This is a genomic window from Lysobacter soli, assembly GCF_003382285.1.
GTDB classification, from domain to species: Bacteria; Pseudomonadota; Gammaproteobacteria; order Xanthomonadales; family Xanthomonadaceae; genus Lysobacter_J; species Lysobacter_J soli.
The window spans coordinates 137,417-161,454 of record NZ_QTJR01000002.1 but is presented as its reverse complement, the minus strand read 5'-3'; the positions used below and the strand labels follow the sequence as shown (position 1 = coordinate 161,454).

The window sequence follows — 24,038 nt, the reverse complement described above, 5'->3', positions numbered from 1 at the left end:
TCCTCAAGCCGTGGCGGGAACCGCCGGCTGACGCCGCGCCCGCCACAGTCCTTCGCCGGCGAAGATCGCCAGCGCGATCCAGATGAAGACGAAGCCGGTCGCGCGATCGCGATCGAAGGCTTCGTTGAAGAACAGCACGCCGAGCAGGAACTGGATCGTCGGCGCGATGTACTGCATCAGGCCGACCACCGACAGCGGCGCGCGTCGTACCGCATAGGCGAAGCCGATCAGCGGCAGCGCGGTCAGCACACCGGCGAAGATCAGCAGCGCATCGGCCGCGAGGCCGTAGCCGCCGCCGAATCCACCACCGCCGTGCGTCTCGCTCCATAGCAGCAGCGCGAGGGCCGGCAGGAACAGGTACACGCCTTCGACCGCAAGCCCGCTCACCGCATCCACCGCGACCAGCTTGCGGATCAGGCCGTACAGACCGAACGACAGCGCCAGGCCGAGTGCGATCCACGGCGGCTGCCCGTACTGCCACGTGAGCCACGCCACGCCGGTGGCGGCGATGGCGACCGACAGCCACTGCACGCGGTTGAGCCGCTCGTGCAGGAACACCACGCCGAGTACGACGCTGATCAGCGGATTGATGAAGTAGCCCAGGCTGCTTTCGACCACGTGCCCGGCGTTCACCGCCCAGATGTACAGGCCCCAGTTGAAGGCGATCAGCACGCCGCTCAGCGCCAGCATCCACGCGGCGCGCGGCCGCGCGAGCGTCGCCTTCAGCCAGCCGCGGCCGTGCTTCCAGCCGAGCCAGGCGGAGACGAGCAGCGCGCTCCAGACGATGCGGTGGAGCAGGATCTGCAGCGACGGGACGGCCTTGAGTGCATGCCAGTACAGCGGCATCAGCCCCCACAGCACGAAGGAGGCAGCGGCGATCCAGAGCGCGTTCCGGGTGTCGTGACCGGTGTTCATGCCGCCGGCTCCGACGACGAGGCGGCCGACGGCGCAGGCGCTACCGGCTTCGCAGCGCGCGCCTTCGCCAGCGTGATGATCACCACGCCGACCAGGATCACCGCCATCGCACCGAGGTCATGCGCGGTGAAGTGCTCGCCGCCGATCAAAGCACCGAACAGCACCGCGATCGGCGGGTTGACGTAGGCGTAGCTCGTCGCGAGCGCCGGCCGCACGTGGTGCAGGAGCCAGATGTAGGCGGTAAAGCCGAAGATCGAACCGGCGACGACGAGGTAGAGCATCGCGCCGGTCGCCGATAGCGTCGGCATCTGCGTGATGCGCTCGCCGTGGATCACCGCGGCGATCAGCATCCAGATGCTGCCGGTAAGCATCTGCCCGGCGGCGGACATGAAGGGCTGCGGCAGGTCCTGGTCGCGGCTCCAGATCGAGCCCCACGCCCAGGCGATCGGCGCGATCACCAGGCAGACCAGGCCGAGCGTGGAGGACGACAGTTCGCCGCCCGCATTGAGCCAGAGCACGCCGAGGAAGCCGATGATCAGGCCGACCCATTCGATCTTCGACGGATGGCGCCCGCGCAGCATCGCGAAGACGCCTGCGAACAGCGGCATCGATGCGACGGCGATCGCGGCGAGGCCCGAGCCGACTTCGGTCTCGGCCAGATTCACCAGCCCGTTGGACAGCAGCACCATCCAGATCGAGAGGATCCACAACGTGCGCCATTGCTTGCCGGTGGGCGACGCGACGCCACGCGCGCGCAGCACGACGTACATGATGAGGCCGGCGAGGAACATGCGGCCGGCGCCGAGCAGGAACGGCGGATAGCTCTCCAGCGCGAAGCGGATGGCCAGGTATGTCGAGCCCCAGAGGATGTAGACCGAGGCCAGGGCGAAGGCGACGGCGAGCGCGCCGGGCGCGGCCCGGTCGTGAGGTGCAGCGGTGCTCATGCGGATTCCATGCGTGGGGTGGAGGTGCGGCACTGCTCTACTTCGATGAACGCGGCAATCGGCAACACAGCGTTGCGGCGACCGCGAGCGCCGGACGACATCGAGGCACCGTGCGGTCGGAGCGTTCTGCCCTGTTCGGGCGGGACGCCACGCACGCGCGGTGCCGGGAGTCGTTCGGATGGGTGAAGCGTAACGCGCACCGGCCGCGACATGCTTGATAAATCGTGCGCCCTGACGCAAAAATTTTGCATGGCCAAAACACCCGTCGTACTGGACGAGTTCGACCATCGGCTGCTGGAGCTGCTGCAGCGCGACTCGGCCTCGACGCTGACCGCGCTCGGCGAAGCCGTGGGGCTATCGGCGAGCGCCGTGCAGCGGCGCATCACGCGCTATCGCAAGCACGGACTGATGCGCGAGGTCGCCGTTCTGGACTCCACTCTGCTCGGCACCACCACGCTGGCGACGGTGCTGGTCGCGATGGAGCGCGAATCAGCCAAGCTCCACGCTACCTTCCATGCCCGCATGCGCGCCGCCCCGGAAGTGCAGCAGTGCTACTCGCTGGCCGGCGAGTGGGACTACCTGGTGATCCTATGCACCACCGGCGTCGCGCATTGCCGCGAAGTCGCCGACCGGTTGTTCATGGACGAAGGCAACATCAAGCGTTACGAGACGCGGATGGTGTTCGACGTGGTGAAGTCGGGATTGCAGGTGCCCACGCGCGTGCCGGTTCGGCGTCGCAAGTGATGCGGTGATTGAGGCGGTCGCCGAAACCGGAGTGCGCTTCGCTCACTGGGGCTGCAAGAGCTACAAGCGCTTCGACGACGACGTGGTGCGCCCCGCTTACGCCACGCGCTCGCGCTCCAGCACGCGCTGCTTCATCGGTAGCCCCCAGCGATAGCCGCCCAGTGAGCCATCGCCGCGTACCACGCGGTGACACGGCACGACGATGGCGACGTGGTTGTTGGCGCATGCATTGGCCACGGCGCGCATCGAACGCGGATGGCCAATCTCCTCCGCGATCTGCGTGTAGCTGCGCGTCTGCCCGTGCGGGATCTTCATCAGCGCGTCCCACACCTTCTTCTGGAACGCTGTGCCGATGAGATCCACCGGAACCTGCGCCTGTCGTCCGGCGAGTGCCTCGGCGACCGCACGCAGGCGCGGCGCGAGGAATTCGTCGCGCCCGGCATCGACGCGTTCCAGCTGCGCCTTGGGGAATTCCGCGTGCAGCTTCGCTTCGAGCGCGGCGGCATCCTCACCCAGTTCGATCATGCAGATGCCGCGCTCGGTCGTTGCGACCAGCGCCTGTCCGAGCGCGGTGTCGGCGATGCTCCAGCGGATCTGCTCGCCCGCGCCGCCGGCGCGATAGCGCGCCGGTGTCATGCCGAGTTTCGCCGCGCCGCCTTCGTAAACGCGCGACGGCGAACCGTACCCCGCGTCGTAAAGCGCCGCGCTGACGTCGCTACCTTCGCGCAGGGCGCCCTTCAGCGTGCCGAGCTTGCGTTGCGAGAGGTACTCGGCCGGGCTCAGGCCGAAGCGCTCGGCGAAGCGGCGCTGCAGATGCGAGGCGCTCAGTCCGACGCTTGCCGCGAGGTCGGCAAGCGTGGGCTCGCCTTCGTCCATCAGGCGGCGGGCATGTTCGAGCTTGTCGCGAAGTTGGCGGGCAGTGTTCATGGCCCAAACAGTAACGGGCGCCCGAGGGCGCCCGCTATCCGATCCTTGTTGTGCCTCGCGTGGGGATTTCCCCCGACGTCGTGTCAGTCGGCCCAGTGGCCCGCCGTCGTCGCGGTCGGCAGCACCTGCGCCGACAGCTGGCGATCGTTGTTCAGCAGGCGCACCGCATCGGCGAGGATGGCGGCCGATTCGCGCAGCAGCGGGTCCGGGCGCTTGTCGGCGAGCTTCTCGCGTTCGGCGTCCTTCGCGATGTCGCGCTCGTTGGCGGCCAGGCCGTCGTCGTTGTAGTCGTCGGCCAGGGGGTCGAGATCCAGGCCCAGTGCCTTGCGCTGTTCCTGGCGCGACTTGCGCTTGGCTTCCTCGCCATCGCGCTCGGCGCGGCGCTCGGCTTCGTTGAGGCTCACCCACTTCTTGGCGCGCTCGTCGCGGAACTGCGCGACGTCCTCGCTCCACCACTGGAATTCCTTGTCGTTCGCGATGCGCGTGGTGTGCAGCGCCTCGAGCTTCGGAAGCAGCGGCGAGAAGTTGCCGTAGGTGGTGTGCGGCACGGCCGAGATGCGCGTCCACGGCAGCGCGTTGTCGTACGTGCTTTCGCCGTACTCGCTCGCATCGACCGAGACCGGGAAGGCCACGTCCGGTACGACGCCCTTGTTCTGCGTCGAACCGCCGCTCACGCGGAAGAACTGCGCGATGGTCAGCTTCACCTGGCCGAAGCGCGCTTCTTCATTCGCCGGCCAGCGGTCGAGGTCGACCAGGTTCTGCACCGTGCCCTTGCCGAAGCTCGTTTCGCCGATGACCAGACCGCGACCGTAATCCTGGATCGCGCCGGCGAAGATCTCCGACGCCGAAGCCGATCCGCGGTTGATCAACACCGCGAGCGGGCCTTCCCACGCGATGCCGGTGTCGCTGTCGCCTTCCACGCTCACGCGGCCGCCGGACTCACGCACCTGCACGACCGGACCGCGGTCGATGAACAGGCCGGTGAGTTCGATGGCTTCGTTGAGCGAGCCGCCGCCGTTGTTGCGCAGGTCGAGCACGACGCCGTCGACGTTCTTGCCGCGCAGCTCTTCCAGCAGCTTGGCGACGTCGCGCGTGGCCGAGGCGTAGTCGTTGCTGTTCTTCCGGCGACCTTCGAAGTCCTGGTAGAAGCCGGGCAGTTCGATCACGCCGATGCGCTGCTCCGGCGCGCCGTTCGCGGCCGGGATGGTGATGACCTTCGACTTGGCGGCCTGGTCTTCCAGGCGCACCTTGTCGCGCACCAGCACCAGGCGCTGCGGCTGGCTGTCCAGGCCCGCTTCGGCCGGGATCACGTCCAGGCGCACCTTCGTGCCCTTGTTGCCGCGGATCTTGGCGACGACGTCGTCGATGCGCCAGCCGATCACGTCTTCCATCGCGCCGCTTTCGCCCTGGCCCACGCCGACCACGCGGTCGCCGGGCTTGAGCTTGCCGGATTTGCCGGCTGGACCGCCGGGCACGATCTCGCGGATCGCGACCACGTCGTCCTGCTTCTGCAACACGGCGCCGATGCCTTCCAGCGAGAGAGACATCGACACGTTGAAGTTGTCGGCCGTCTTCGGCGTGAAGTAGTCGGTGTGCGGATCGACCGAATTGGCGTAGCTGTTGAGGAAGGTCTGGAACACGTCCTCGCCCTTCAGCTCGGCGATGGACTTGCCCATGTTCGCGTAACGCTTGTCGAGCGTCTTGCGGATGTCGTCGGGCTTCTTGCCGGCGAGCTTCAGGCGCAGCCAGTCGTTGCGTACCGAGGCCTTCCACAACGTGTCGAGCGCCGCGTCGTCGGTCGCCCACGGCGCCTTCTCGCGGTCGTACTCGTAACGGTCGTTGCCGGTGAAATCGAACATGTCCTGCTTGAGCAGGCCGCGCGCGTAGCCCACGCGCTGGTCCACGCGCTGCTTGTAGGTCGCGAAGATCGCGTAGGCCGGTGCGAGGTCGCCGCTCTTGATCGCGTCGTCGAACTTCAACTTGTAGGCATCGAACTTGGCGATGTCCTGCGCGGTGAAGAACTGCTTGCCGCCGTCGAGCGATTCGAGATAGCGCTTGTAGATGTCGGCCGAGAGCGTGTCGTCCAGCGCGACCGGGCGGTACGCGTAGCGGCTGTCGGACAGCAGGCCGTAGACGAGTTTCGCCGCCGTGGTCTGGTCGGCGGTGGCCGCGCGCGGAAGCTGCGAGACCTCCATCGACTTGATCAGGTTCGGCTTCTCGTGCGTCGGAACTTCAACCTGCGAAGTCTTCTTGTCGGCCGCGCTGTCGGACTGCGCGAGCAGTGCCAGGGGCGAGGCCAGCGCGAGGGCGACGAGGACGGAGGCGGGAGTGGTCTTGGCTTTCATCGAGGAGGCTTCGCGACCGCATGCGGCCGAATGGGGGTCCTGAGGAGACGAACGCAGAATGGAGTGCGGTTCGACAACCCCACAGTGCCGAAAGTTGCGGGACGTGTCACCCACCGGGGGTGGGAATTAGCGTGCCAGTCGCCGCACTTCGCCCGTTCACCCGGGTGCGTTCAGCTGGGCGACGGGCTGCGGTCAGGCACGACTCAGCCTCGGCCTTTGCCGATCAACACGATGTGAGCGCAATGCGACGGTTGGCGCGGCGATCACCCGGCCGCGACGACCCCGGCTTCGAGCGCCGAACGGTCGGCGTGATACGACGAGCGGACCAGCGGACCGGAGGCGACGTGGGTGAAGCCCAGCGCGTAGCCGTACTCCTCCAGCGCCTTGAACTCCTCCGGCGTCCAGTAACGCAGCACCGGGTGGTGGTGCGCGCTGGGCTGGAGGTACTGGCCGATGGTGATCATGTCCACGTCGTGGTCGCGCAGGTCGCGCAGCGTGCCCTGCACCTGCTCCATCGTCTCGCCCAGGCCGAGCATGATGCCGCTCTTGGTGGCGACCTCCGGATGCTGCGCCTTGAACTTCTTCAGCAGCGTCAGCGACCACTGGTAGTCGGCGCCCGGACGCACGTTGCGGTACAGGTCCGGCACGGTCTCGACGTTGTGGTTGAACACGTCCGGCGGGCTGGCGGCCATGATCTCCAGCGCGCGCTCCATGCGGCCCTTGCCGCGGAAGTCGGGCGTGAGGATCTCGATGCGCGTGCGCGGGCTGTGCTCGCGGATCGCGGCGATGCAGTCGACGAAATGCTGGGCGCCGCCGTCGCGGAGGTCGTCGCGATCGACGCTGGTGACGACCACGTACTTCAGGCCCATGTCGGCGACGGTGGTCGCCAGGCTCAGGGGCTCGGACGGATCCGGCGGCTTCGGGCGGCCGTGGGCGACGTCGCAGAAGCTGCAGCGGCGGGTGCAGACCTCGCCCAGGATCATGAAGGTCGCCGTGCCGTGGCTGAAGCACTCGTGGATGTTCGGGCAGCTGGCTTCCTCGCACACCGTGACCAGGCGGTTCTCGCGCAGCTTCGACTTCAGCTGCGCCACCGAGTTGCCCGACGGAATGCGTACGCGGATCCACGACGGCTTGCGCAGCACCGGTGCGTCGGCGAACTGCACCGGCGAGCGGGCGATCTTGTCGCCGGCGATCTGCTTCACGCCCGGCTGCAACGACGACGCGGCGTCGCCGCTCACGACCGAAAGCGGGATGGTCTTGGAGGCGGTCTCGGACATGGCGTGGGGGAATCTCTGGATCGGCGAACGCGCCGGAAAAAGACGGCGCCGGGGAAGGTCAGAACGTCGGCGGCGGGGCCGTTTCGACGGTCAGTCCGAACTGGCGGGCGACGTGCCCGATCAGCACCGGCTTGACCGGCTCCAGCCCGGAAGGGCCGCCCAAGTCTAGCATCGAGGTCACCTGCAGCCCCTGGTAGCCGCAGGGGTTGATGCGCCGGAACGGCTCCAGGTCCATCGCGATGTTGAAGGCGAGGCCGTGGAAGGTGCAGCCACGGCGCACGCGGATGCCGAGCGCGCCGATCTTCGCCCCATTCACGTAGACGCCGGGGGCGCCGTCGCGTCGCTCGGCGTGGATGTTCCAGTCGCCCAGCGTGTCGATCATCGCCTGCTCGATGCGGTGCACGTATTCCTTGACGCCGACCTTCAGGCGCTTCAGGTCCAGCAGCGGATACAGCACGATCTGGCCCGGCCCGTGATAGGTCACCTGGCCGCCGCGATCGACGTGGATCACCGGGATGTCGCCGGGGAACAGCACGTGTTCGTCCTTGCCGGCCTGGCCGAGGGTGAACACCGGATCGTGCTCGACCAGCCACAGCTCGTCGGGCGTGTCGGCGGTGCGCGCGTCGGTGAAGGCCTGCATGGCGTGCCAGACCGGTTCGTAGGCACGGCGACCGAGGTCGCGCAGCTGCGTCGGCGGCAGCGTGCGGAGCGGTTCGGGCGCGACGACGGGCTCGCTCAGAGCGTCCACTTCACTTCCGGATGCTCGCGCAGCACCTGGTGCGCCAGGTCGTACTGCTCGCGATCCCGCGCGCGGAAGGTGATGCGCACGGAGACGTAGCGGCCGTTGCTGGACAGCTTCCAGTTGACGGTTTCCTGCACCACTTCGATGCCCGCATCGAGCAGCAGCGTCGGCAGCACCGTTTCCAGGTCCTTCTCGGCGGCGCCCATGGCGCTCAGCTCGAACGTGCCCGGGAACTGGAAGCCGTGCTCGGGGTTGTCGGATTTGATTTCCATGGCCGGATTATGGGTCCGGGGCCCGGCAAACCCAAGGCGCCGTAACGCGGAAGGCCGGCTTGCGCCGGCCTTCTTCACATCGCGGGATGCTGCGTTGCGCGGAGGGTTACTCCGACTCCCACCACATCCAGAACTCGTCCCACAGGCGCTTGAAGAAGCCGCCCTGCTCGACCGCGTTGAGCGCGACCAGCGGGCGCTCGGCCACGACCTTGCCGTCGAGCGTGACCTTCACCGAGCCGATCTTCTGGCCCTTCGCGATCGGCGCGACAAGCTGCTTGGGCACGTCCATCGTCGGCTTGAGCTGGTCGTACTTGCCGCGCTGCACCGTCACCAGCAGCGGTTCGGCGACGCCGAGCTGCACTTCGTCGGACGCGCCCTTCCACACCTTCTGCTTCGCGATCGCCTTGCCGGCGTCGTAGAGGTTGTGCGTCTCGAAGAAACGGAAGCCCCAGTTCAGCAGCGCCTGCGAGTCCACCGCGCGCTGGTTCTCGCTGCTGGAACCCATGACGACCGAGATCAGGCGCTGGTCGCCGCGCTTGGCCGAGGCCATCAGGCAGTAGCCGGCGCCGGAGTGGTGGCCGGTCTTGATGCCGTCGACCGACGGGTCGCGCCACAGCAGCAGGTTGCGGTTCGGCTGGGTGATGGGACCGACCGTGAATTCCTTGATCTTGTTGTACGAGTACGCAACCGGGTAATCGTGCACCAGCGCGCGGCCGAGCAGCGCGAGGTCGTGCGCGGTCGAGTAATGCTCCGGCGCGGACAGGCCGGTCGGGTTCACCCAATGCGTGTTCTTCAGGCCGATGCGCTGCGCGTACTGGTTCATCAGCGCGGCGAACGCGTCGGTGCTGCCGGCGACGTGTTCGGCCAGCGCGATCGCGGCGTCGTTGCCCGACTGCACGACCATGCCCTTTTCCATCTCGAGCAACGGCGCGGTCTTGTTGACCTCGAAGCCGGAGTAGCTGCCATCGGTGCCGGCGCCGCCGACGCGCCAGGCGTTCTCGGTCATCATCACCTGGTCGTCGGGCTTGACCTTGCCGGCCGCCATTTCGGCGGCGATGACGTAGCTGGTCATCACCTTGGTGATGCTCGCCGGTTCCAGGCGCTGGTCGTAGTTCTCCCCGGCCAGGACGTTGCCGCTGGCGGCGTCCATCAGCACCCAGGCGCTGGCGGTGATCTGCGGCGGCGGCGGGACCGGCAGCGACTGGCTCGCGGGCGGCAGCTGCGTGCGCGGCGTCGGGGTGGTCTGGGCGATGGCGAGACCAGCCACGAGGGTCGTGGTGGCCGCGAGGACGACGGCTCTGGCGAGAGCGGGGACTTTCATTTTCTACGAAGCTCCGGGCACCGGCAGGGACCGGCGATTGGCAAAGGGTGGGACGAATTCTAGTCGCGGACGCGCTGCGGCTGGCCGAAACCCAGACCCGCGATGCGCTGTGCAAGTTCCGTGGCCTGCGTGGCCTGCAGCGGGCCGACGCGCAGCCGCCACACGGTCTGGCCGTTGGCGCTGGCGTCGCTGATCTGGGCGCCGTCGATCCCGGCCGCGCGCAGGCGCGTCAGGGCCCGGTCGGCGTTGTCGCGGGCGGAAAAACTGGCGATCTGGAAGACGACGTCGTCGCCGGCGACCTGGGCCGGCGCTGGCGTCGGAACCGGCGCCGGGACGATGGCGGGCTTCGTCGCGGTGGCGGCCGCGACCGCCGCGTCGAACTTTCCGGCCTGGCTGGCCATCGGCGTGGGCTTGCCCGTGGCGATGCGCACGCCGGGCGGAAGTACGGCGGCATTCGCCGAGCCGACCGGGATTGCCGCGACCAGGCGATCCATCGCGCTCGGCGGCTTGGCCGGCGCGGGTGCAGGCGCCGGAGCCGGCGGCGCGGCGGCGTAGACCGGTGCATCGTCGTCCGGCGTCAGCGCGCGCACTTCGACGTTGCCGGTGCCACGCGCGGTGATGCCGAGCTTCACCGCTGCGGCGTAGGAGAGGTCGATCACGCGGCCGTCGTGGAACGGGCCGCGATCGTTGACGCGCACCACCACCGACCTGCCGTTGTCCAGGTTGGTCACGCGCGCGAAGCTCGGCAGCGGCAGCGTCTTGTGCGCGGCGGTGAAGGCGTACATGTCGTACACCTCCAGGTTGGACGTGCGCCGTCCGTGGAACTTCTGGCCGTAGTACGACGCGGTGCCGCGCTCGACGTAGCCCTTCGGGTTGGCGAGCACCTTGTAGGTCTTGCCGAGCACGACGTAGCTCGGGCGATTGCCGATAGCCGACCGCGGCTCGTTGGTGACCTCGGGTTCGGGAATGGCGTCGACGTCGGGGATGTAGTCCGGCGTGCTGTCCTTCACGCCCGGCTTGTACAGGCCGCCGGCGGTGTAGTGGCCGCGCGTGCTCGGATCTTCCTGCGCGGGCGCGTACGGGGATTTCTTCTTTCCGCCGGGGAGCGGCGCGTGGTGCACGCCACCGCGATCGGGCGCGGCGACCGGCTGCGAACCCGACTTCTTCGGCGAACTCGCGCACGCCGCGAGGGTAAGCACCGCGGCCGCCAGGAGGGCCCGGGCAGCCACGGCGCCAAGGGCAGGCAGGCGCGTCATGCGGACGGCTGTCCGTCGGATGCGGTCGCGACGTCCGCATCGCCTCGCCCGGCGATGGCCTGGCTCAGCTGGTACACCGCCATCGCGTAATGCTTGGAGATGTTGTAGCGGGTGATCGCGTAGAAGTTGCGGAAACCGAACCAGTATTCCGGACCGCTGGTGCCGTCGAGCATCACCACCGTGGCGTGTTCGCCCGCGGGCGAGACCGGCGTGAGCGGGCGGAAGCCGCGCGTGGCCAGGTCATCCATCGTGTAGAGCGGATCCAGGCTTTCCGGCTCGATGGGCTGCGCGTTCGCGGCCGCGTTGGCGCGGACCGTCACCGGGCCGCCGCGTTCCCACCCGCCCTTCTTCACGAAGTAGTTGGCGATGGACGCGAAGACGTCGTCGAGGTTGTTGAACAGGTCGCGCTTGCCGTCGCCGTTGCCGTCCACCGCGAACTCGCGGTAGCTCGACGGCATGAACTGGCCCCAGCCCATCGCACCGGCATAGCTGCCCTTGAGCGTGGTGATGTCCAGTCCCGTTTCCTTGCCCAGCGCGAACAGCTGCGCGAGCTCGCCACGGAAGAACGCCTCGCGGCGGTTCTCGCGATCGAGCTTGGCCGGGTCGCCGCTGCGCGGATACGCGAAGGCGAGCGTGTACAGCGCATCGAGCACCGGATACGAACCGGTGTTGCGGCCGTAGTTGGTTTCCACGCCGATGATCGAGACGATCACTTCGGCCGGCACGCCGTAGGTCGCTTCGGCGCGTGCGAGTTCGTCGCGGTGTTCGGCGAGGAACGCGCGACCGCCGTCGATACGCGACTGCGTGATGAAGATCGGGCGGTAATCGCGCCACGGCTTGGCTTCGGCCGGCTTCGACATCGCGGCGATGATGCTGTCGCGGATTTCGGCGCGCGCGAGCACCGACTCGATGTACGCCGGATCGATGCCGTACTGCGCGGCGGTCTCGCGCACGAACGCGGCGCGCGCGACCTCCAGCGGCTGCTGCACGACCGGCGCCGGCAACGCAGGCGTGCCCGGCACGTGCCGCGGCTTGGCGGCTGCGGGAGCGGTGGCGGTCGGGGTCTGCGGCGCGGGCGCCTGGGTCTGGGTGGCGCAACCGGCCAACGCGGCAAGAATCGCGCTGATCGCGGCGCTACGAGTGAGGTGGCGTCGGGTCATCGCCGCGAGGGTAGCACGCGCTTGCGAGGCCAAAAACCGCGTGTTCAGCCTTGCCGCGGGCAACAGTCAGGTTCGCTGCGCCCACTTCGACGCATGCGGCCCGGATCGGTCTCGTCCGCGGCGCACGCAAGTTCGTCGTCGACGTTTTCTCAGCGCGCGTAGACCGGCCGGTGCGCCCGGACCGCCATCACCACGCCCAGGCCGGCCAGCAGCGAGACCGCGGACGTGCCGCCGTAGCTCAGCAGCGGCATCGGTACGCCGACCACGGGCAACAGGCCGGAGATCATGCCGCCGTTGACGATCACGTACACGCAGAACGCCAGGCCCAGCGCGCCGGCGATCAGGCGCGAATAGCCGTCGCGCGCTTCGGAGGCGATCCACAGGCAGCGGCCGATCACGAACAGGTACAGCGCCAGCACCGTCGCCACGCCCATCCAGCCGAATTCCTCGCTGAGCACGGCGAAGATGAAATCGGTCGTGTGTTCGGGCAGGTAGTTCAGATGCGACTGCGAGCCCTGCCCCCAGCCCTTGCCGGTGAGGCCGCCGGCGCCGATGGCGATCTTCGACTGGATGATGTTCCAGCCGGTACCGAGCGGGTCGGATTCGGGGTTGAGGAAGGTCAGGATGCGGTCCTTCTGGTACGGCCTCAGCAGCCAGAACCAAGCTACAGGCGCGACCGCGGCCACGGCGCCGAAGGCCATGCCGAACCACCACCACGGCAAGCCGGCCAGGTACAGCGCGAACGCGCCGCTGGTGGCGACCAGCATCGCGGTGCCGAAGTCCGGCTGCAGCAGGATCAGCCCGGTCGGCGCGGCGATCAGCAATCCGGCGAGCAGCACGGTGCGGAAGCGCGGCGGCAAGGCCTGACGGTCCAGATACCACGCCACCATCATCGGCAGGCTCAGCTTGAGCAGTTCCGCCGGCTGCACGTAGACGACGCCGAGGTTGATCCAGTGCCGGCCGTGCTTGCCGGTGCCGATCAGCAGCACCAGCAGCAGCGGCACGAGCGAGGCCGCGAACACGAACGGCGTCCAGTTGCGCAGCTGGTTCGGCGGCACGCGCGAGAGCGCCCACATCACGCCGAGCCCGGCGACGAAGAACGCGCCCTGACGCACGACCAGGCCCATGGCATGGTCGGCGGCGCTGTACAGCACGGCCAGCCCGATCACCATCAGCGCGAGCAACGCGCCCAGCAGCGGCAGGTCGAGCGTGCGTGCGAAGCGCACCAGCAGGTCGAACAGCCAGCGCAGGATCTGCCTCATCGGGTGGGCTCCTGGGGCGGTGTCTGTGTCTGCGTCTGCGGCTGCGGCGGTTGCGGCTGCGCTTGCGTTGTCCCGCTCGCGGCAGGCGGAGTTGCGACGACGGCGCGCGGCGTCGGCAGGATCGGCACCACCGGCGCGCCCTGCGTCGCCGCGGCCGCCACAACCGGCGCCGCATGCGGCTGCGCCGGACGGGTGTACTTCGGATCGGTCGGCACCGGCTCGGGCATCTTGCCCAGCAGCCACGCGTCGAAGATCTTGCGCGCGATCGGCGCCGCCGTGCTGCCGCCGAAGCCGCCGTGTTCGACCGAGATGGCGACCACGATCGTCGGGTTGTCCGCCGGTGCATAGCCGACGAACAGCGCCTGGTGGCGCAGGTGGTACGGCAACGAATGCGGATCGAAACTCTGGCTGCCCTTGCGGCTGATCTTCTGCGCCGTACCGGTCTTGCCCGCCATCAGGTACGGCGCGCCGGCGGCCATCGCGCGCCCGGTGCCGCCCGGGCCCATCGTCGCCATCATGCCTTCCTGCACGGCGCGCAGATTGTTCGCGTTGTCGGTGATGCGCGGCGCCTCGGGCTGCTTGAGCGGCACCCACGGCGTGTCGTAACCGTCGCGACGTTCGGCGACCAGGTGCGGACGCACGAGGTGGCCGCCGTTGGCGATCGCCGCCGTGCCGCGCACGAGCTGCAACGTGGTGGCGATCCAGTAGCCCTGACCGATGCCCGCGTTCACCGTCTCGCCGGCGTACCACGGCTCCTTGCTGCGCGTGCGCTTCCACTGCGGCGACGGCACCACGCCCTTGTTCTCGCCGGCCAGGTCGATGCCGGTCTTGTCGCCGAATCCATACTTGCGCATGTACTCGTCGAAGCGCTCGATCCCCATGTCGTAGGCGAGCTTGTAGTAATAGAAATTCACCGACGCGGCGATCGACTTGCGCAGGTCCGTCCAGCCGGCGCCGCCGTGGGCGTCGCGCCAGCCGCGCTTCTGGCCGGGGATGTAGAACGTGCCGGTCGAAAACACCTTCGACTCCGGCGTGCGCAGGCCGCTGTCCAGGCCGGCCAGGCCGATCAGCGGCTTCACCGTCGAGCCCGGCGGGCCGCCGCCGAGCACGTTGCGGTTGAACAGCGGGCGCGACGGGTTGTCCATCAGCGCGCGGTAATCGACGTTGGAGATGCCGTTGACGAACAGGTTCGTGTCGTAGCCCGGCAGGCTGACCATGGCGAGGATTTCGCCGGTGCGCGGATCCATCGCGATGGCCGAGCCGTCCATGTCGCCGAATGCCGTCACCATCGCCTGCTGCAGGTCCAGGTCGATGCTCAGGCGCAGGTCCGCGCCGGGCGTGGCCGGCACGTGGCCGACCTGGCGCATCGGGCGGCCGTCGACGTTGGTTTCGATCTGCTCGTAGCCGACCTTGCCGCGCAGCGCTTCCTCGTAATAGCGCTCCAGCCCGGTCTTGCCGATGTGCGTGAGCGCAGCGCCGCCTTCGCCCAATTCCTTCAGGTCGTCCGCGTCGATGCGGCCGACGTAGCCGATCACGTGCGAAAGCAGCTCGCCGTACGGATAACGGCGATTGAGGTACGGCACCAGGTCCACGCCGGGATAGCGCCAGCGATCGACCGCGAAGCGCGCGGCCTCTTCCTCGGTGACGCGCAGCTTCAGCGTGATCGGCTTGTAGCCGCGGGTGGCGCGCCGTTCGTCCTCGAAACGCGCGATGTCCTCCGGCGTGAGGGCGATGATCTTCCCCAGCGCCGGCAGCCACGTTTCGCTCTTGCCGGCTTCGAAGGGCGTCACTTCGATGCGGTACGCCGGCACGTTGTCGGCGAGCACGCGCCCCTTGCGATCCAGGATCAGCCCGCGCCCCGGCACCACCGGCCGCAGCTTGATGCGGTTGGCTTCCGAACGCGTGGCGTAGTCGTCGTGCTGCCAGACCTGCAGGCGGAAGTACCAGAAGCCCAGTCCCGCCAATGCCAGCATCACGCAAGCGAAGGCGATGGCGGAGCGCAATCGGAACTGGTTGGCTTCGGCTGCGCTGTTCTTCAGGACGCGACGACGCGGGCCCATCTCAGCGCGCCCTCCATCGACCGTGGCGGAGCGAGTCCAGCGCGACGTAGGCCAGCGGCCACAGCACCATTCCGGTGACCGGCGAGGCCCAGCGCAGCGGATGGAGCGGCGCAACGCCGACGGCGATGTGGATCGCCGCGGTGACGATGCAGTCGTTCAATAGCAGGCCGCCGATCGCCAGCGCCTGCTGCGACACCGGGAAGAACCGCAGCCGCGCGCGGAAGCGCTGGAGGATGTAGGCCATCACCACCAGCCGCAGCGCCTGTTCGCCGAACAGGCTGCCGGTGACCAGATCGCCCAGCAGACCGATGACGAAGGCCAGGCCGAGCCCGACGTGATCAGGGTCTTCGATCACCCAGTACGCCAGCACCAGCGCCAGCCAGTACGGACGCAGCGGCTGCACCGAAGCCGGCAGCGGCAGGAGCATCAGCATCAGGGCCACGACGATGCTGACCGGCAGTACCCATTGCGGACGGGCGCGGGTCATCGGCGAGTCTCCGACGGCGTCGGCTGGCTGGGCGGCGGATTTGCCGCGGGCGTGCGTGCGGCAGGCGTGGTCGGTTGCTGCCCGGGTGGGGTGCTGGCGGGACGCGTGTTCGTGCCGCTGCTCGCCGGGGCGGCGCGGGTCGCGGGCGTGCTGTTGCCCGGCGCGCCTGCGGCCGGCGGATTCGCTGCGCCGTTCGCGACGGGGCTACCCGGCTGCGTCGAAGCAGCGCCTTGGACTGCTGCGGGCGCTGCGCCCGGCGCGGTAGCCGAGACGGCCCCTGCGGCGGCCGCATCCGACGGCGTGAAGGCCGTCGCGCCCGGCAGCGGATTGGGCATCGAAAGCAGCACCAGCACTTCGCGGCCGCGGTCGAGCTGCGCCGCCGGCGTGACTTCGCCAATGAGGAAGGCGCGGCTGTCGTCCGGCTTGAGCGAGGCGATCTTGCCCACCGGGAAGCCCGGTGCGAAACGGCCGCCCAGGCCGGACGTGACCAGCACGTCGCCGACCTTCACGTCGCTGGAGAGCGGCACGCTGGTCAGGCGCAGCTTGTCGCTGCGGCCTTCGCCATACACCACCAGACGCACGCCGTTGCGCGCGACCGCCACCGGCACCGCGTGCGAGGGATCGGTCAGCAGCAGCACGTTGGCGTACATCGGCGTGACGGCGATGACCTGGCCGAGCAGGCCGTTGGCGTCGATCACGTTCTGCCCGACCTGCACGCGCTCGCGCGAGCCGGCATTGAGGACGAGCCGCTGCCGGGCGGGATCGAGGTCGATGTCCAGGACCGGCGCGAGGACCACGTCGAGGTTGCCGGACTGCGACGCCTCGAGCAGCCCGCGCAGACGCGCGTTGTCGGCGGCGAGCGTCGCCAGCCGGGCCATGCGCGCCTGGTTGAGCATGAGGTCGTTGCGAAGCCGGCGGTTTTCGGCGGTGAGCTGGGCCAGCGTGCCGGCGTCCTCGCGGACGCGGTCGACGACCTGTCCGGGCCAGCCGGCGACCATCCACAGCGGCTGCACGAGCAGCGTCACCTGCCGGCGCGCCTGCGCAAGCCAGCCGCCGCGGTGGTCGAGCACGATCAGCACCACCGCCAGCGCCAGGTAGGCGAGCAGCTTGAGCGTGCCGGCCACGTCACCGGGGCGTGCGGAAGCGGGAGGGCCGGCGTAGGTGGGCATCGGGGCCGGAAGAGGCGGATCAGGTGTGGGACTTCGACGTTCGCGGCCGGGCGGGAATCCCCATCGGCCGGCCGCGATGCGCGTTCATTCGGGGAAAGGACGGCCCGGGGCGTCGAAACGCGATGCCCGAGCCGGTCCCCGGTTCGATCATTCCGGCGCGAAGAACTCGTTGCCGTGCATGTCGACCAGCTCCAGCGCGCGGCCACCGCCGCGGGCGACGCAGGTCAGCGGGTCATCGGCGACCTGCACGTGCAGGCCGGTTTCCTCGCTGATCAGGCGGTCCAGGTCGCGCAGCAACGCGCCGCCGCCCGTCAGGACGATGCCGCGCTCGGCGACGTCGGCGCACAGTTCCGGCGGGGTCTGCTCCAGCGCCAGCTTGATCGCCGAGACGATGCCGGCGAGCGGCTCGCGCAGGGCTTCCAGCACTTCGTTGGAGTTGATGGTGATCATCTTCGGCACGCCCTCGGCGAGGTTGCGGCCGGAGACTTCCACCGTCGCCGCCTTCTGCTGCGGGTAGGCGCAACCGATCTCGAGCTTGATGCGCTCGGCCGTGGCTTCGCCGATCAGCGTGCCGTAGGTGCGGCGGACGTAGCTGATGATCGACTCGTCGAAGCGGTCGCCGCCGATGCGGACCGACGCGGAGTAGACGATGCCGTTGAGCGCGATGACCGCCACTTCCGTGGTGCCGCCGCCGATGTCCACCACCATCGAGCCGCGGGCCTCGGTCACCGGCATGCCGGCGCCGATGGCGGCCGCCATGGGCTCCTCGATCAGGTAGACCTCGCGGGCACCGGCCTCCTCGGCCGATTCCTTGATCGCGCGGCGCTCCACCTGGGTCGAACCGCACGGCACGCAGACCAGCACGCGCGGGCTCGGGCGCAGGAAACGGCTCTTGTGCACCTTGCGGATGAAGTGCTTGAGCATTTCCTCGGTGTAGGTGAAGTCGGCGATGACGCCGTCCTTCATCGGCCGGATGGTCGTGATGTGGCCCGGCGTGCGCCCGAGCATCATCTTGGCCTCGCTGCCCACCGCCGCCACGGTGCGGTTGCCGCCGATCAGGCGGTCCTGGCGGACGGCCACGACGGAGGGCTCATTCAGCACGATCCCCTGGCCGCGGACGTAGATGAGGGTGTTCGCCGTGCCCAGGTCGATGGACAGGTCGTTGGAAAACATGCCGCGAAACTTCTTGAACATCGAGGATCGGCCGTCGAAAAGGTGGGGGCGTGAGAGGCGCGTGAGGGGTTCGCTAGCCTAGCAACCACCCCCTTGCGGCACAAGGAAAATACCTGCAATTCCGGGCACTTCGTGCCCTCTCCCGTCACGTTTCGGAAGCGTCCTATGCCGGGGCGGGCGAACGGTTCAGCTGGGCGGCCGCTGGCCGCGGGCGCCCCCAGCGGCTACCCTAGCGCCCGCGCGGCGCTGGGCCGCTGCTCCGTGACCTCACGCACCACGCCGGAACCGCGCCGCGGACGGCCCTGAACCCTGGGAATTTCGATGTCTGCACTGATCTGCGGCTCGCTGGCCTACGACACCATCATGGTGTTCCCCGACCAGTTCAAGAACCACATCCTGCCCGACAAGGTGCACATCCTGAATGTGTCCTTCCTCGTCCCGCGGATGCGCCGCGAGTTCGGCGGCTGCGCCGGCAACATCGCCTACAACCTCAAGCTGCTCGGCGGCGATCCGATCCCGATGGCGACCGTCGGCCAGGACTTCGCGCCCTATCGCGAGCACTTCCAGCAGCAGGGCATCAACCTGTCGCAGGTGAAGGAGATCGAAGAGCTCTTCACGCCGCAGGCCTTCATCACCACCGACCACGACAACAACCAGATCACCGCGTTCCATCCGGGCGCGATGATGCGTTCGTACGAGAACCACGTGCGTGATGTCCCGGGCGTGACGTTCGGCATCGTCAGCCCCGACGGTCGCGAAGGCATGCTGCAGAACGCGCAGGAATTCGCCGAGTTGGGCATTCCCTTCATCTTCGATCCGGGCCAGGCCATGCCGCTGTTCAACGGCGAGGAACTGCGCAACTTCATCGAGCTGGCCGACTACGTCACCGTCAACGACTACGAGTCCAACCTGCTGCAGGAACGCACCGGCTGGAGCGAGAACGACATCGTCAAGCGCGTGAAGGCCTACATCACCACGCGCGGACCGCACGGCTCGCAGATCCACACGCCCGAGAAGACCATCGACGTCCCGCCGGCGCACGAGCGCCGCGTGACCGATCCGACCGGTTGCGGCGATGCGTTCCGCGCCGGCCTGATCTACGGCATCGAGAAGGGCTACGACTGGCTCACCATCGGCCGCATGGGCAACCTGATGGGCGCGCTGAAGGTCGAACATCCGGGCACGCAGAACCAGCGCTTCGATTTCGACGAGTTCAACGAACAGTTCAAGCAGCAGTTCGGTTACGCGCTGTAACGCGCCGCATCGGACGCGATCGAAAAACCCCGCATCTCGCGGGGTTTTTCGTATCCGCACGCGTCACATCATATGCGCCAGCCAGAGCATCTCCGGCGCGGCGAGGCGCTCGAACTCGCGGTACGGCATGCGCACCACTTCGGTGTGGTTGCCGGCGTTGAATGCGATCTCTTCCTGGTGCGCCAGTCGGGAATCAATATAGACCGGCATGCCGTAGAGATGGCCGAACGGCGGCATCGCGCCCGGCTCGCAGTCGGGGAACGCATCGCGGAATTCCGTCTCCTCCGCCAGTTCCACCGGCACGCCGCCCAGCGCGAGCGACAGGCGGTAGAGATCCGCGCGATACGCCGCCGGCATCACCACCATGGCGAGTCGGCCGTCGGCTTTGAGCATCACCGTCTTGGCGAAGTGGTTGGGCTCCACGCGCACCGCCGATGCGGTCTCGTGCGCGGTCACCGTGCGCGGATGCGTGAGCGTCGTGTAGGGCGCCTGGCCCTGGTCGAGCAGGTTGTGCAGACGTGGGGAGAGCATGGCGTCCTCCACCCGATGGGCCATGCCGCCTGCGTTCCGATCGCGACCGCGTGGCTTGCTGACCGGCCCGCGTCATCCGTGTGCGTGCCGCCGGATGCGCGACGACGTGCGCCGGCATCGGGATCGAGCTTACGGAGGTTCGTGTAAGGCGATGTGCACGACGGCGCCCTCGCCTTAGCCCCTCTCCCGACGGGAGAGGGGTTGGGGTGAGGGGCAACGAAGCGGCAGCCTCACACGTGCAGTGCAGTGAAGCACTGCACGTTCCACCTTTGACCCTTCGTTGCCCTCATCCGCCCCGGATCAGGTGCTGGGGCACCTTCTCAGCTCTGCACTCCCTTCAGTCGCCGCAAGGAGGGCAGCAGGCAGCTCAATTCCACTTCGGCATCTTCGAAGCATCCAGCCCGCCCACCTCGAATACCGCGGTGCGCGTGCCGCCGGCCTTCACCGGGAATTCGATGGCGATGACCTTCGCGGCCTTCACCGTCTTCCACAGCATCTTCTCGTCCTCGATGAACATCGCGATGGCCTCGTCGGTTTTCGGGCGGCTCGCGTCCACGCGCTTGGGCTCGGCATCGTCTACCTTCAGCTTCACCTTGCAGCCGCCGTAGCAGTCGAAATCGCCCTTCTCCAGCACGAGGTAGCTGCTGCGGCCCCAGTCGGGGCGATCGCGGAAGATCAGCTGCACCGGGCGCGGACCGCTGCCGTCGGTGTCGACGGGATCCTTCGCGTAGATCGACGCCGATACCTGCTCGCCCTTCTCTACCGGTTGCGTCTGGTACGTCCACAACGCGGCGGTGCGGCGCTGCTCGCGCGCCTGCGCGGCCTTTTCCCGCACTTCGTTGTAGCGCATCTCGATGCGACCGAACGCCGCACTGTTCGGATACATGGCCGCGAGCACATCGCCGTGCGCGCGTGCGAGCTCCCAGTTCTGCTTGCCGTATTCGGCCTCGAACGCCTTGGCCATTTCGTCGGCGGCCTGCTCCTGCGCGTCCGCCTGCGAGGCGGCTTCGGCCTTCGGATCGCTCGCCGGCTGGCACGCGGCGAGCGCGCCTGCGAGCACGACGGTGGAGCATCTGATTGCGGCGCGCTTGATTGCAGCGTGCTTGATTGCAGCGCGTTTCATTGCGGCATGTTTCATCGTTGCCTTCCTCGTTCGATCAGTTCGACGACGGCGTTCGCGACCGCGTCGGGCTTTTCCAGTATCGACATGTGGCCGCAGCCTTCCAGCATGACGCGCTGCGCCTGCGGGATGCGCTGCGCGTACAGCGCGAGCGCGCTCGCGTCGATCACCGCGTCCTGGCGGCACCATAGCAGCAGCGCCGGCTGGCGGATGCGCACGGCGTCACCGCCTGGCAGGAAGCGCTCGTCGCTGCGACCGATGCGATCGAGCACAGCCTGTTCGAATGCAGCGTCCTGCGTTCGGCGCGCGATGTAGACGCGGTCTGCCGGCCAGGGAATCGTCGGCTTCGCGACATCGTCGAAGAACACCGTGTCGAGATAGCGTTGCAGCGATGCTTCATCGTGCACGGCGAATGGATTCCTTCCGGCGAGCACGTCGATGCCGAAGCGGTTGTCGCGGAAACGCACGCCCGCCGCGTCGATCAACGCCACGCGCGCGACGCGATCGGGATGCCGCGCGGCGGTCAGCGCGGCGATGCCGCCGCCCATCGAATGGCCGAGCAGCACGACGGGTTCGTCCGGCGATACGGCCTGGAGAAAATGCGCGACGCGCTCGCTCTGCGCGAGGAAACCGTAGTTCGCGTCGTCGATGCGATTCGATTCGCCCCAGCCGGGAAGGTCGGGCACGACGACGCGGTAACGCTCACGCAAGCGGCGCGCCAGCGGAAACCAGTTTTCCTTGCTGCCTGTGAAGCCGTGCAGCATTACGACGGTGGGCGCATTGCGCGGCGCTTCGTCGTTGTAGGCGTAGACCCAATGGTCTTCGCCGATCTGCACGCTGGCTTTCGACAGGCCAGCGGCGATGCGCTGGCGGGCGAAGTCGCCACTGATGATCGCGTAGGGGTTGTGCCAGAGAAGCGCCGCCGCCAGGAGCAGCAGCGCGAGCAGTGCGGTGGAAATGACGCGGAGGCGGCGATGGCGCGGCACGGTCACCTCGTAGATTCTCTTGAGGTTGGGACGTGAGGCACCTCACTGCACCTCGCGTACCAGCCCTCACCCCAACCCCTCTCCCGCTAGCGGGAGAGGGGCCTTGAAGCTGCGCTTACGACTTCGGCTGCTTCGCCTTCGCGATCGTCTCTTCCACCGACTGCGTGGTGATCGGGTGATAGCCGGCGCGCGCCTTGGCGAAGGTGTCTTCGGCGAGCTTCAGGCCTTCCGGCGTTTTCACCAGTTCGGCGTAGGTCGGCATGATCAGCTTGCGGCGGCCCACGCGCGCGATGAACTCCGCCGCGGCCGCGTTCGCCTGCGTGTAGCCGCTACGCACCGCCAGCGGGTACCAGCGCTGCGCGATCTCGCCGTTCGGCGTGCCGGTGAAATGGAACGCGGCATCCAGCGCAGCCAGCTGCTCGGGCTTGAGCGTTTCCGGCATGCCGTCGATGAAGTGCACCCATTCCTGCGTGCTCCACTTCGACGTTGCGTCCTTCGCCGGAAGCGTGCCGCTGTCGAGCCACGCCTTGCGCGCGGCGTCCACCGCGTTGAAGCGCGGCGACACGGTCTTGGGCGCGGTATCCGGCACGCCCGGTTCGTAGATCCACTGGTCGAGCTCGGCTTCGGTCGCCTTGCCCGGGTACTTCTCGAGCAGGTTCTTCTTCGCGTACTCGACGAAGGTCGTCGTCGGGATCGACTGGAACGCGAAGTGGTTGAAGTATTCCTTCAGGAACGGATCGAACGCCTCGCGGCCATAACGCTCCTCCAGGAACTGCAGGAACCACGCGCCCTTGGTGTAGACGGTCGAGCTGCTCTGGCCATCCGGATCGGCCAGCGTGCCCGGACGCAGCGCCAGCACCTGCAGCTTCGGATCGAGCTCCTTGTACTCGGCGGCCAGTTCGTTGCGCGAGATGACCTTCTCCATGTCGGCCGCTTCCTTGCCGTACAGGTCCTCGACGATGCGGTTCTCGACGTAGCTGGTGAAGCCTTCGTTGAGCCAGCTGTCCTTCGGCGTGGAGAACGTCACCAGGTTGCCCGACCAGCTGTGCGCCAGCTCATGCGCGACCAGCGACACCAGCGACTTGTCGCCCACGATCACCGTCGGCGTGGCGAAGGTCAGGCGCGGGTTCTCCATGCCGCCGTACGGGAACGACGGCGGCAGCACGAGGATGTCGTAACGCTCCCAGCGGTACGGGCCGTACAGGCGTTCGGCCGTCTGCATCATCTTGTCGGTATCGGCGAACTCGTCGGCCGCCTTCTTCACCATGCCCGGCTCGGCCCACACGCCGGCGCGTCCGCTGATCGGCTGGAACACCAGGTCGCCCGCGGCGATCGCCAGCAGGTACGACGGGATCTTCTGCGGCATCTTGAACGTGTAGTCGCCATCGCGCGCGGCCTTGGGATCGTTGTCGGCGCTCATCAGCACCATGGCGTCCTGTGGCGCGGTCACGTGCGCGGTGTAGGTGAAGCGCACCTGCGGCGTGTCCTGCAGCGGCACCCACGAACGCGCGTGGATCTGCTGCGACTGGCTGAACATGAAGGGCGTCTTCTTGCCCTGCGTCATCTCCGGCGTGAGCCACTGCAGGCCCGAGGCATCGGGCGAGGTGTGGTAGGTCACGCGGATGCGCGGATTGCGCTGCGGCGCCTCGATAGTGAGCTTGCTGCCGAGCACCTTGTCCTTGTCGGCGAGCGCGAACTTCAGGTCTTCCCACTTGCCGTCGCTGCGTTCGCCGACGACTTTCTCGATGGTCAGGTCGCGCGTATCCAGCACCAGCTGCGTGGCGTTCTTGTCGAGCCACTCCAGCGTGTAGGTCGCGCTGCCGCCGAGCTGCCTGTTGTCGAAATCGACCTTCAGCTCCAGCGCGAGGTCGTCGATGCGCACCTTGTCGGGCTGCGCGAAGGAGTATTCGTCAACGGTGGCGGTCGTCTTCTGGTCAGCGGTGGTCACGGCGGCGGTGTCCTTCGCGGCGGTGCCGGCGGGTGGCGCGGCGTCGCGCGAACAACCGGCGGCGAGGGCGGCGGCAAGGCACAGGGTCAGCATCGAATAACGCATGGGAGAACCGGTTCTGGCGGGTGAGCGGGCGAGTGTAGCG

Annotated in this window: 21 protein-coding genes; 2 read left to right on the top strand and 19 right to left on the bottom strand. The window is 68.2% G+C overall.

Annotation, left to right across the window (positions count from 1 at the left end):
- Positions 1–3: 3 nt before the first annotated feature.
- Together rarD and yedA are read right to left on the bottom strand one after the other, a co-directional pair.
- Positions 4–915 (bottom strand): EamA family transporter RarD, encoded by a 912-nt coding sequence (gene rarD / locus DX912_RS03980; protein ID WP_115841183.1) that lies wholly within the window; start codon positions 913–915, stop codon positions 4–6.
- Positions 912–1,859: a drug/metabolite exporter YedA gene (gene yedA, locus DX912_RS03975; RefSeq protein ID WP_115841182.1), complete on the bottom strand. Its 948-nt coding sequence runs from the start codon at positions 1,857–1,859 to the stop codon at positions 912–914. Before yedA ends, rarD begins: the two co-directional genes overlap by 4 nt.
- A 249-nt stretch (positions 1,860–2,108) precedes the next feature.
- Here yedA and DX912_RS03970 point away from each other — a divergent pair, with 249 nt between their 5' ends.
- On the top strand, positions 2,109–2,603 hold the full coding sequence (locus DX912_RS03970; protein WP_115841181.1) for an Lrp/AsnC family transcriptional regulator: 495 nt from the start codon (positions 2,109–2,111) through the stop codon (positions 2,601–2,603).
- Between the two features lie 96 nt (positions 2,604–2,699).
- On the opposite strand, the gene DX912_RS03965 is transcribed toward DX912_RS03970, so the two are convergent.
- The 13 genes from DX912_RS03965 to DX912_RS03905 all read right to left on the bottom strand — a co-directional run bounded on the left by DX912_RS03965 (position 2,700) and on the right by DX912_RS03905 (position 18,075).
- Positions 2,700–3,530 carry a methylated-DNA--[protein]-cysteine S-methyltransferase gene (locus tag DX912_RS03965; RefSeq protein ID WP_115841180.1) on the bottom strand — a complete coding sequence of 277 codons (831 nt, stop codon included), beginning with the start codon at positions 3,528–3,530 and terminating at the stop codon, positions 2,700–2,702.
- 83 nt (positions 3,531–3,613) lie between these two features.
- Positions 3,614–5,875, bottom strand: coding sequence for a carboxy terminal-processing peptidase (locus tag DX912_RS03960; protein WP_115841179.1), 2,262 nt, complete (start codon positions 5,873–5,875; stop codon positions 3,614–3,616).
- Positions 5,876–6,138: 263 nt separating this feature from the next.
- The gene (lipA, locus tag DX912_RS03955) at positions 6,139–7,152 is read right to left on the bottom strand and encodes a lipoyl synthase (protein ID WP_115841178.1); all 1,014 of its coding nucleotides are present in this window, start codon (positions 7,150–7,152) and stop codon (positions 6,139–6,141) included.
- Between the two features lie 58 nt (positions 7,153–7,210).
- Positions 7,211–7,900 (bottom strand): lipoyl(octanoyl) transferase LipB, encoded by a 690-nt coding sequence (gene lipB / locus DX912_RS03950; protein WP_115841177.1) that lies wholly within the window; start codon positions 7,898–7,900, stop codon positions 7,211–7,213.
- Entirely contained in the window at positions 7,888–8,166 is a 279-nt protein-coding gene (locus tag DX912_RS03945; protein ID WP_115841176.1) for a DUF493 family protein, read from the bottom strand. The genes lipB and DX912_RS03945 overlap by 13 nt, the downstream gene beginning before the upstream one ends.
- A 106-nt stretch (positions 8,167–8,272) precedes the next feature.
- Positions 8,273–9,487, bottom strand: a complete 1,215-nt coding sequence (locus DX912_RS03940) for a D-alanyl-D-alanine carboxypeptidase family protein (protein ID WP_115841175.1) — start codon at positions 9,485–9,487, stop codon at positions 8,273–8,275.
- Positions 9,488–9,546: 59 nt separating this feature from the next.
- Positions 9,547–10,743, bottom strand: a complete 1,197-nt coding sequence (locus DX912_RS03935) for a septal ring lytic transglycosylase RlpA family protein (protein ID WP_115841174.1) — start codon at positions 10,741–10,743, stop codon at positions 9,547–9,549.
- Complete coding sequence (gene mltB / locus DX912_RS03930; RefSeq protein WP_115841173.1) at positions 10,740–11,903, bottom strand: lytic murein transglycosylase B; 1,164 nt, start codon at positions 11,901–11,903, stop codon at positions 10,740–10,742. Before mltB ends, DX912_RS03935 begins: the two co-directional genes overlap by 4 nt.
- Positions 11,904–12,052: 149 nt before the next feature.
- Positions 12,053–13,165 (bottom strand): rod shape-determining protein RodA, encoded by a 1,113-nt coding sequence (gene rodA / locus DX912_RS03925; RefSeq protein ID WP_115841172.1) that lies wholly within the window; start codon positions 13,163–13,165, stop codon positions 12,053–12,055.
- Positions 13,162–15,225 (bottom strand): penicillin-binding protein 2, encoded by a 2,064-nt coding sequence (mrdA, locus tag DX912_RS03920; protein ID WP_115841171.1) that lies wholly within the window; start codon positions 15,223–15,225, stop codon positions 13,162–13,164. The genes rodA and mrdA overlap by 4 nt, the downstream gene beginning before the upstream one ends.
- Before the next feature lies 1 nt (position 15,226).
- Entirely contained in the window at positions 15,227–15,712 is a 486-nt protein-coding gene (mreD, locus tag DX912_RS03915) for a rod shape-determining protein MreD (protein WP_115841170.1), read from the bottom strand.
- Entirely contained in the window at positions 15,709–16,881 is a 1,173-nt protein-coding gene (gene mreC / locus DX912_RS03910) for a rod shape-determining protein MreC (protein ID WP_115841169.1), read from the bottom strand. The genes mreD and mreC overlap by 4 nt, the downstream gene beginning before the upstream one ends.
- 147 nt (positions 16,882–17,028) lie before the next feature.
- Positions 17,029–18,075, bottom strand: a complete 1,047-nt coding sequence (locus DX912_RS03905; protein ID WP_115841168.1) for a rod shape-determining protein — start codon at positions 18,073–18,075, stop codon at positions 17,029–17,031.
- Positions 18,076–18,375: 300 nt separating this feature from the next.
- Here DX912_RS03905 and DX912_RS03900 point away from each other — a divergent pair, with 300 nt between their 5' ends.
- A complete protein-coding gene (locus tag DX912_RS03900) occupies positions 18,376–19,308 on the top strand; it encodes a carbohydrate kinase family protein (protein WP_115841167.1) in 933 nt (310 codons plus the stop codon).
- A 63-nt stretch (positions 19,309–19,371) separates the two neighbouring features.
- Here the strand turns inward: DX912_RS03900 and DX912_RS03895 are convergent, their stop codons facing one another.
- The 4 genes from DX912_RS03895 to DX912_RS03880 form a co-directional block, all read right to left on the bottom strand.
- On the bottom strand, positions 19,372–19,839 hold the full coding sequence (locus DX912_RS03895; RefSeq protein ID WP_115841166.1) for an aminoacyl-tRNA deacylase: 468 nt from the start codon (positions 19,837–19,839) through the stop codon (positions 19,372–19,374).
- Positions 19,840–20,206: 367 nt separating this feature from the next.
- Entirely contained in the window at positions 20,207–20,962 is a 756-nt protein-coding gene (locus tag DX912_RS03890; RefSeq protein WP_233433467.1) for a hypothetical protein, read from the bottom strand.
- A gap of 11 nt (positions 20,963–20,973) precedes the next feature.
- A complete protein-coding gene (locus DX912_RS03885; protein ID WP_233433466.1) occupies positions 20,974–21,951 on the bottom strand; it encodes an alpha/beta fold hydrolase in 978 nt (325 codons plus the stop codon).
- Between the two features lie 109 nt (positions 21,952–22,060).
- Positions 22,061–23,998, bottom strand: a complete 1,938-nt coding sequence (locus tag DX912_RS03880) for a M1 family metallopeptidase (RefSeq protein ID WP_115841165.1) — start codon at positions 23,996–23,998, stop codon at positions 22,061–22,063.
- Positions 23,999–24,038 lie beyond the last annotated feature (40 nt).

What these genes read in the sequence shown, in the direction of transcription:
- DX912_RS03890 (WP_233433467.1), bottom strand. Translation starts at nt 20,962, where the DNA reads ATGAAACGCGCTGCAATCAAGCACGCTGCAATCAAGCGCGCCGCAATC.
- DX912_RS03970 (WP_115841181.1), top strand. Translation starts at nt 2,109, where the DNA reads ATGGCCAAAACACCCGTCGTACTGGACGAGTTCGACCATCGGCTGCTG.
- mreD (WP_115841170.1), bottom strand. Translation starts at nt 15,712, where the DNA reads ATGACCCGCGCCCGTCCGCAATGGGTACTGCCGGTCAGCATCGTCGTG.
- DX912_RS03935 (WP_115841174.1), bottom strand. Translation starts at nt 10,743, where the DNA reads ATGACGCGCCTGCCTGCCCTTGGCGCCGTGGCTGCCCGGGCCCTCCTG.
- mrdA (WP_115841171.1), bottom strand. Translation starts at nt 15,225, where the DNA reads ATGGGCCCGCGTCGTCGCGTCCTGAAGAACAGCGCAGCCGAAGCCAAC.
- mreC (WP_115841169.1), bottom strand. Translation starts at nt 16,881, where the DNA reads ATGCCCACCTACGCCGGCCCTCCCGCTTCCGCACGCCCCGGTGACGTG.
- mltB (WP_115841173.1), bottom strand. Translation starts at nt 11,903, where the DNA reads ATGACCCGACGCCACCTCACTCGTAGCGCCGCGATCAGCGCGATTCTT.
- DX912_RS03945 (WP_115841176.1), bottom strand. Translation starts at nt 8,166, where the DNA reads ATGGAAATCAAATCCGACAACCCCGAGCACGGCTTCCAGTTCCCGGGC.
- rodA (WP_115841172.1), bottom strand. Translation starts at nt 13,165, where the DNA reads ATGAGGCAGATCCTGCGCTGGCTGTTCGACCTGCTGGTGCGCTTCGCA.
- rarD (WP_115841183.1), bottom strand. Translation starts at nt 915, where the DNA reads ATGAACACCGGTCACGACACCCGGAACGCGCTCTGGATCGCCGCTGCC.
- DX912_RS03880 (WP_115841165.1), bottom strand. Translation starts at nt 23,998, where the DNA reads ATGCGTTATTCGATGCTGACCCTGTGCCTTGCCGCCGCCCTCGCCGCC.
- DX912_RS03895 (WP_115841166.1), bottom strand. Translation starts at nt 19,839, where the DNA reads ATGCTCTCCCCACGTCTGCACAACCTGCTCGACCAGGGCCAGGCGCCC.
- DX912_RS03940 (WP_115841175.1), bottom strand. Translation starts at nt 9,487, where the DNA reads ATGAAAGTCCCCGCTCTCGCCAGAGCCGTCGTCCTCGCGGCCACCACG.
- DX912_RS03905 (WP_115841168.1), bottom strand. Translation starts at nt 18,075, where the DNA reads ATGTTCAAGAAGTTTCGCGGCATGTTTTCCAACGACCTGTCCATCGAC.
- lipA (WP_115841178.1), bottom strand. Translation starts at nt 7,152, where the DNA reads ATGTCCGAGACCGCCTCCAAGACCATCCCGCTTTCGGTCGTGAGCGGC.
- DX912_RS03960 (WP_115841179.1), bottom strand. Translation starts at nt 5,875, where the DNA reads ATGAAAGCCAAGACCACTCCCGCCTCCGTCCTCGTCGCCCTCGCGCTG.
- DX912_RS03900 (WP_115841167.1), top strand. Translation starts at nt 18,376, where the DNA reads ATGTCTGCACTGATCTGCGGCTCGCTGGCCTACGACACCATCATGGTG.
- DX912_RS03965 (WP_115841180.1), bottom strand. Translation starts at nt 3,530, where the DNA reads ATGAACACTGCCCGCCAACTTCGCGACAAGCTCGAACATGCCCGCCGC.
- yedA (WP_115841182.1), bottom strand. Translation starts at nt 1,859, where the DNA reads ATGAGCACCGCTGCACCTCACGACCGGGCCGCGCCCGGCGCGCTCGCC.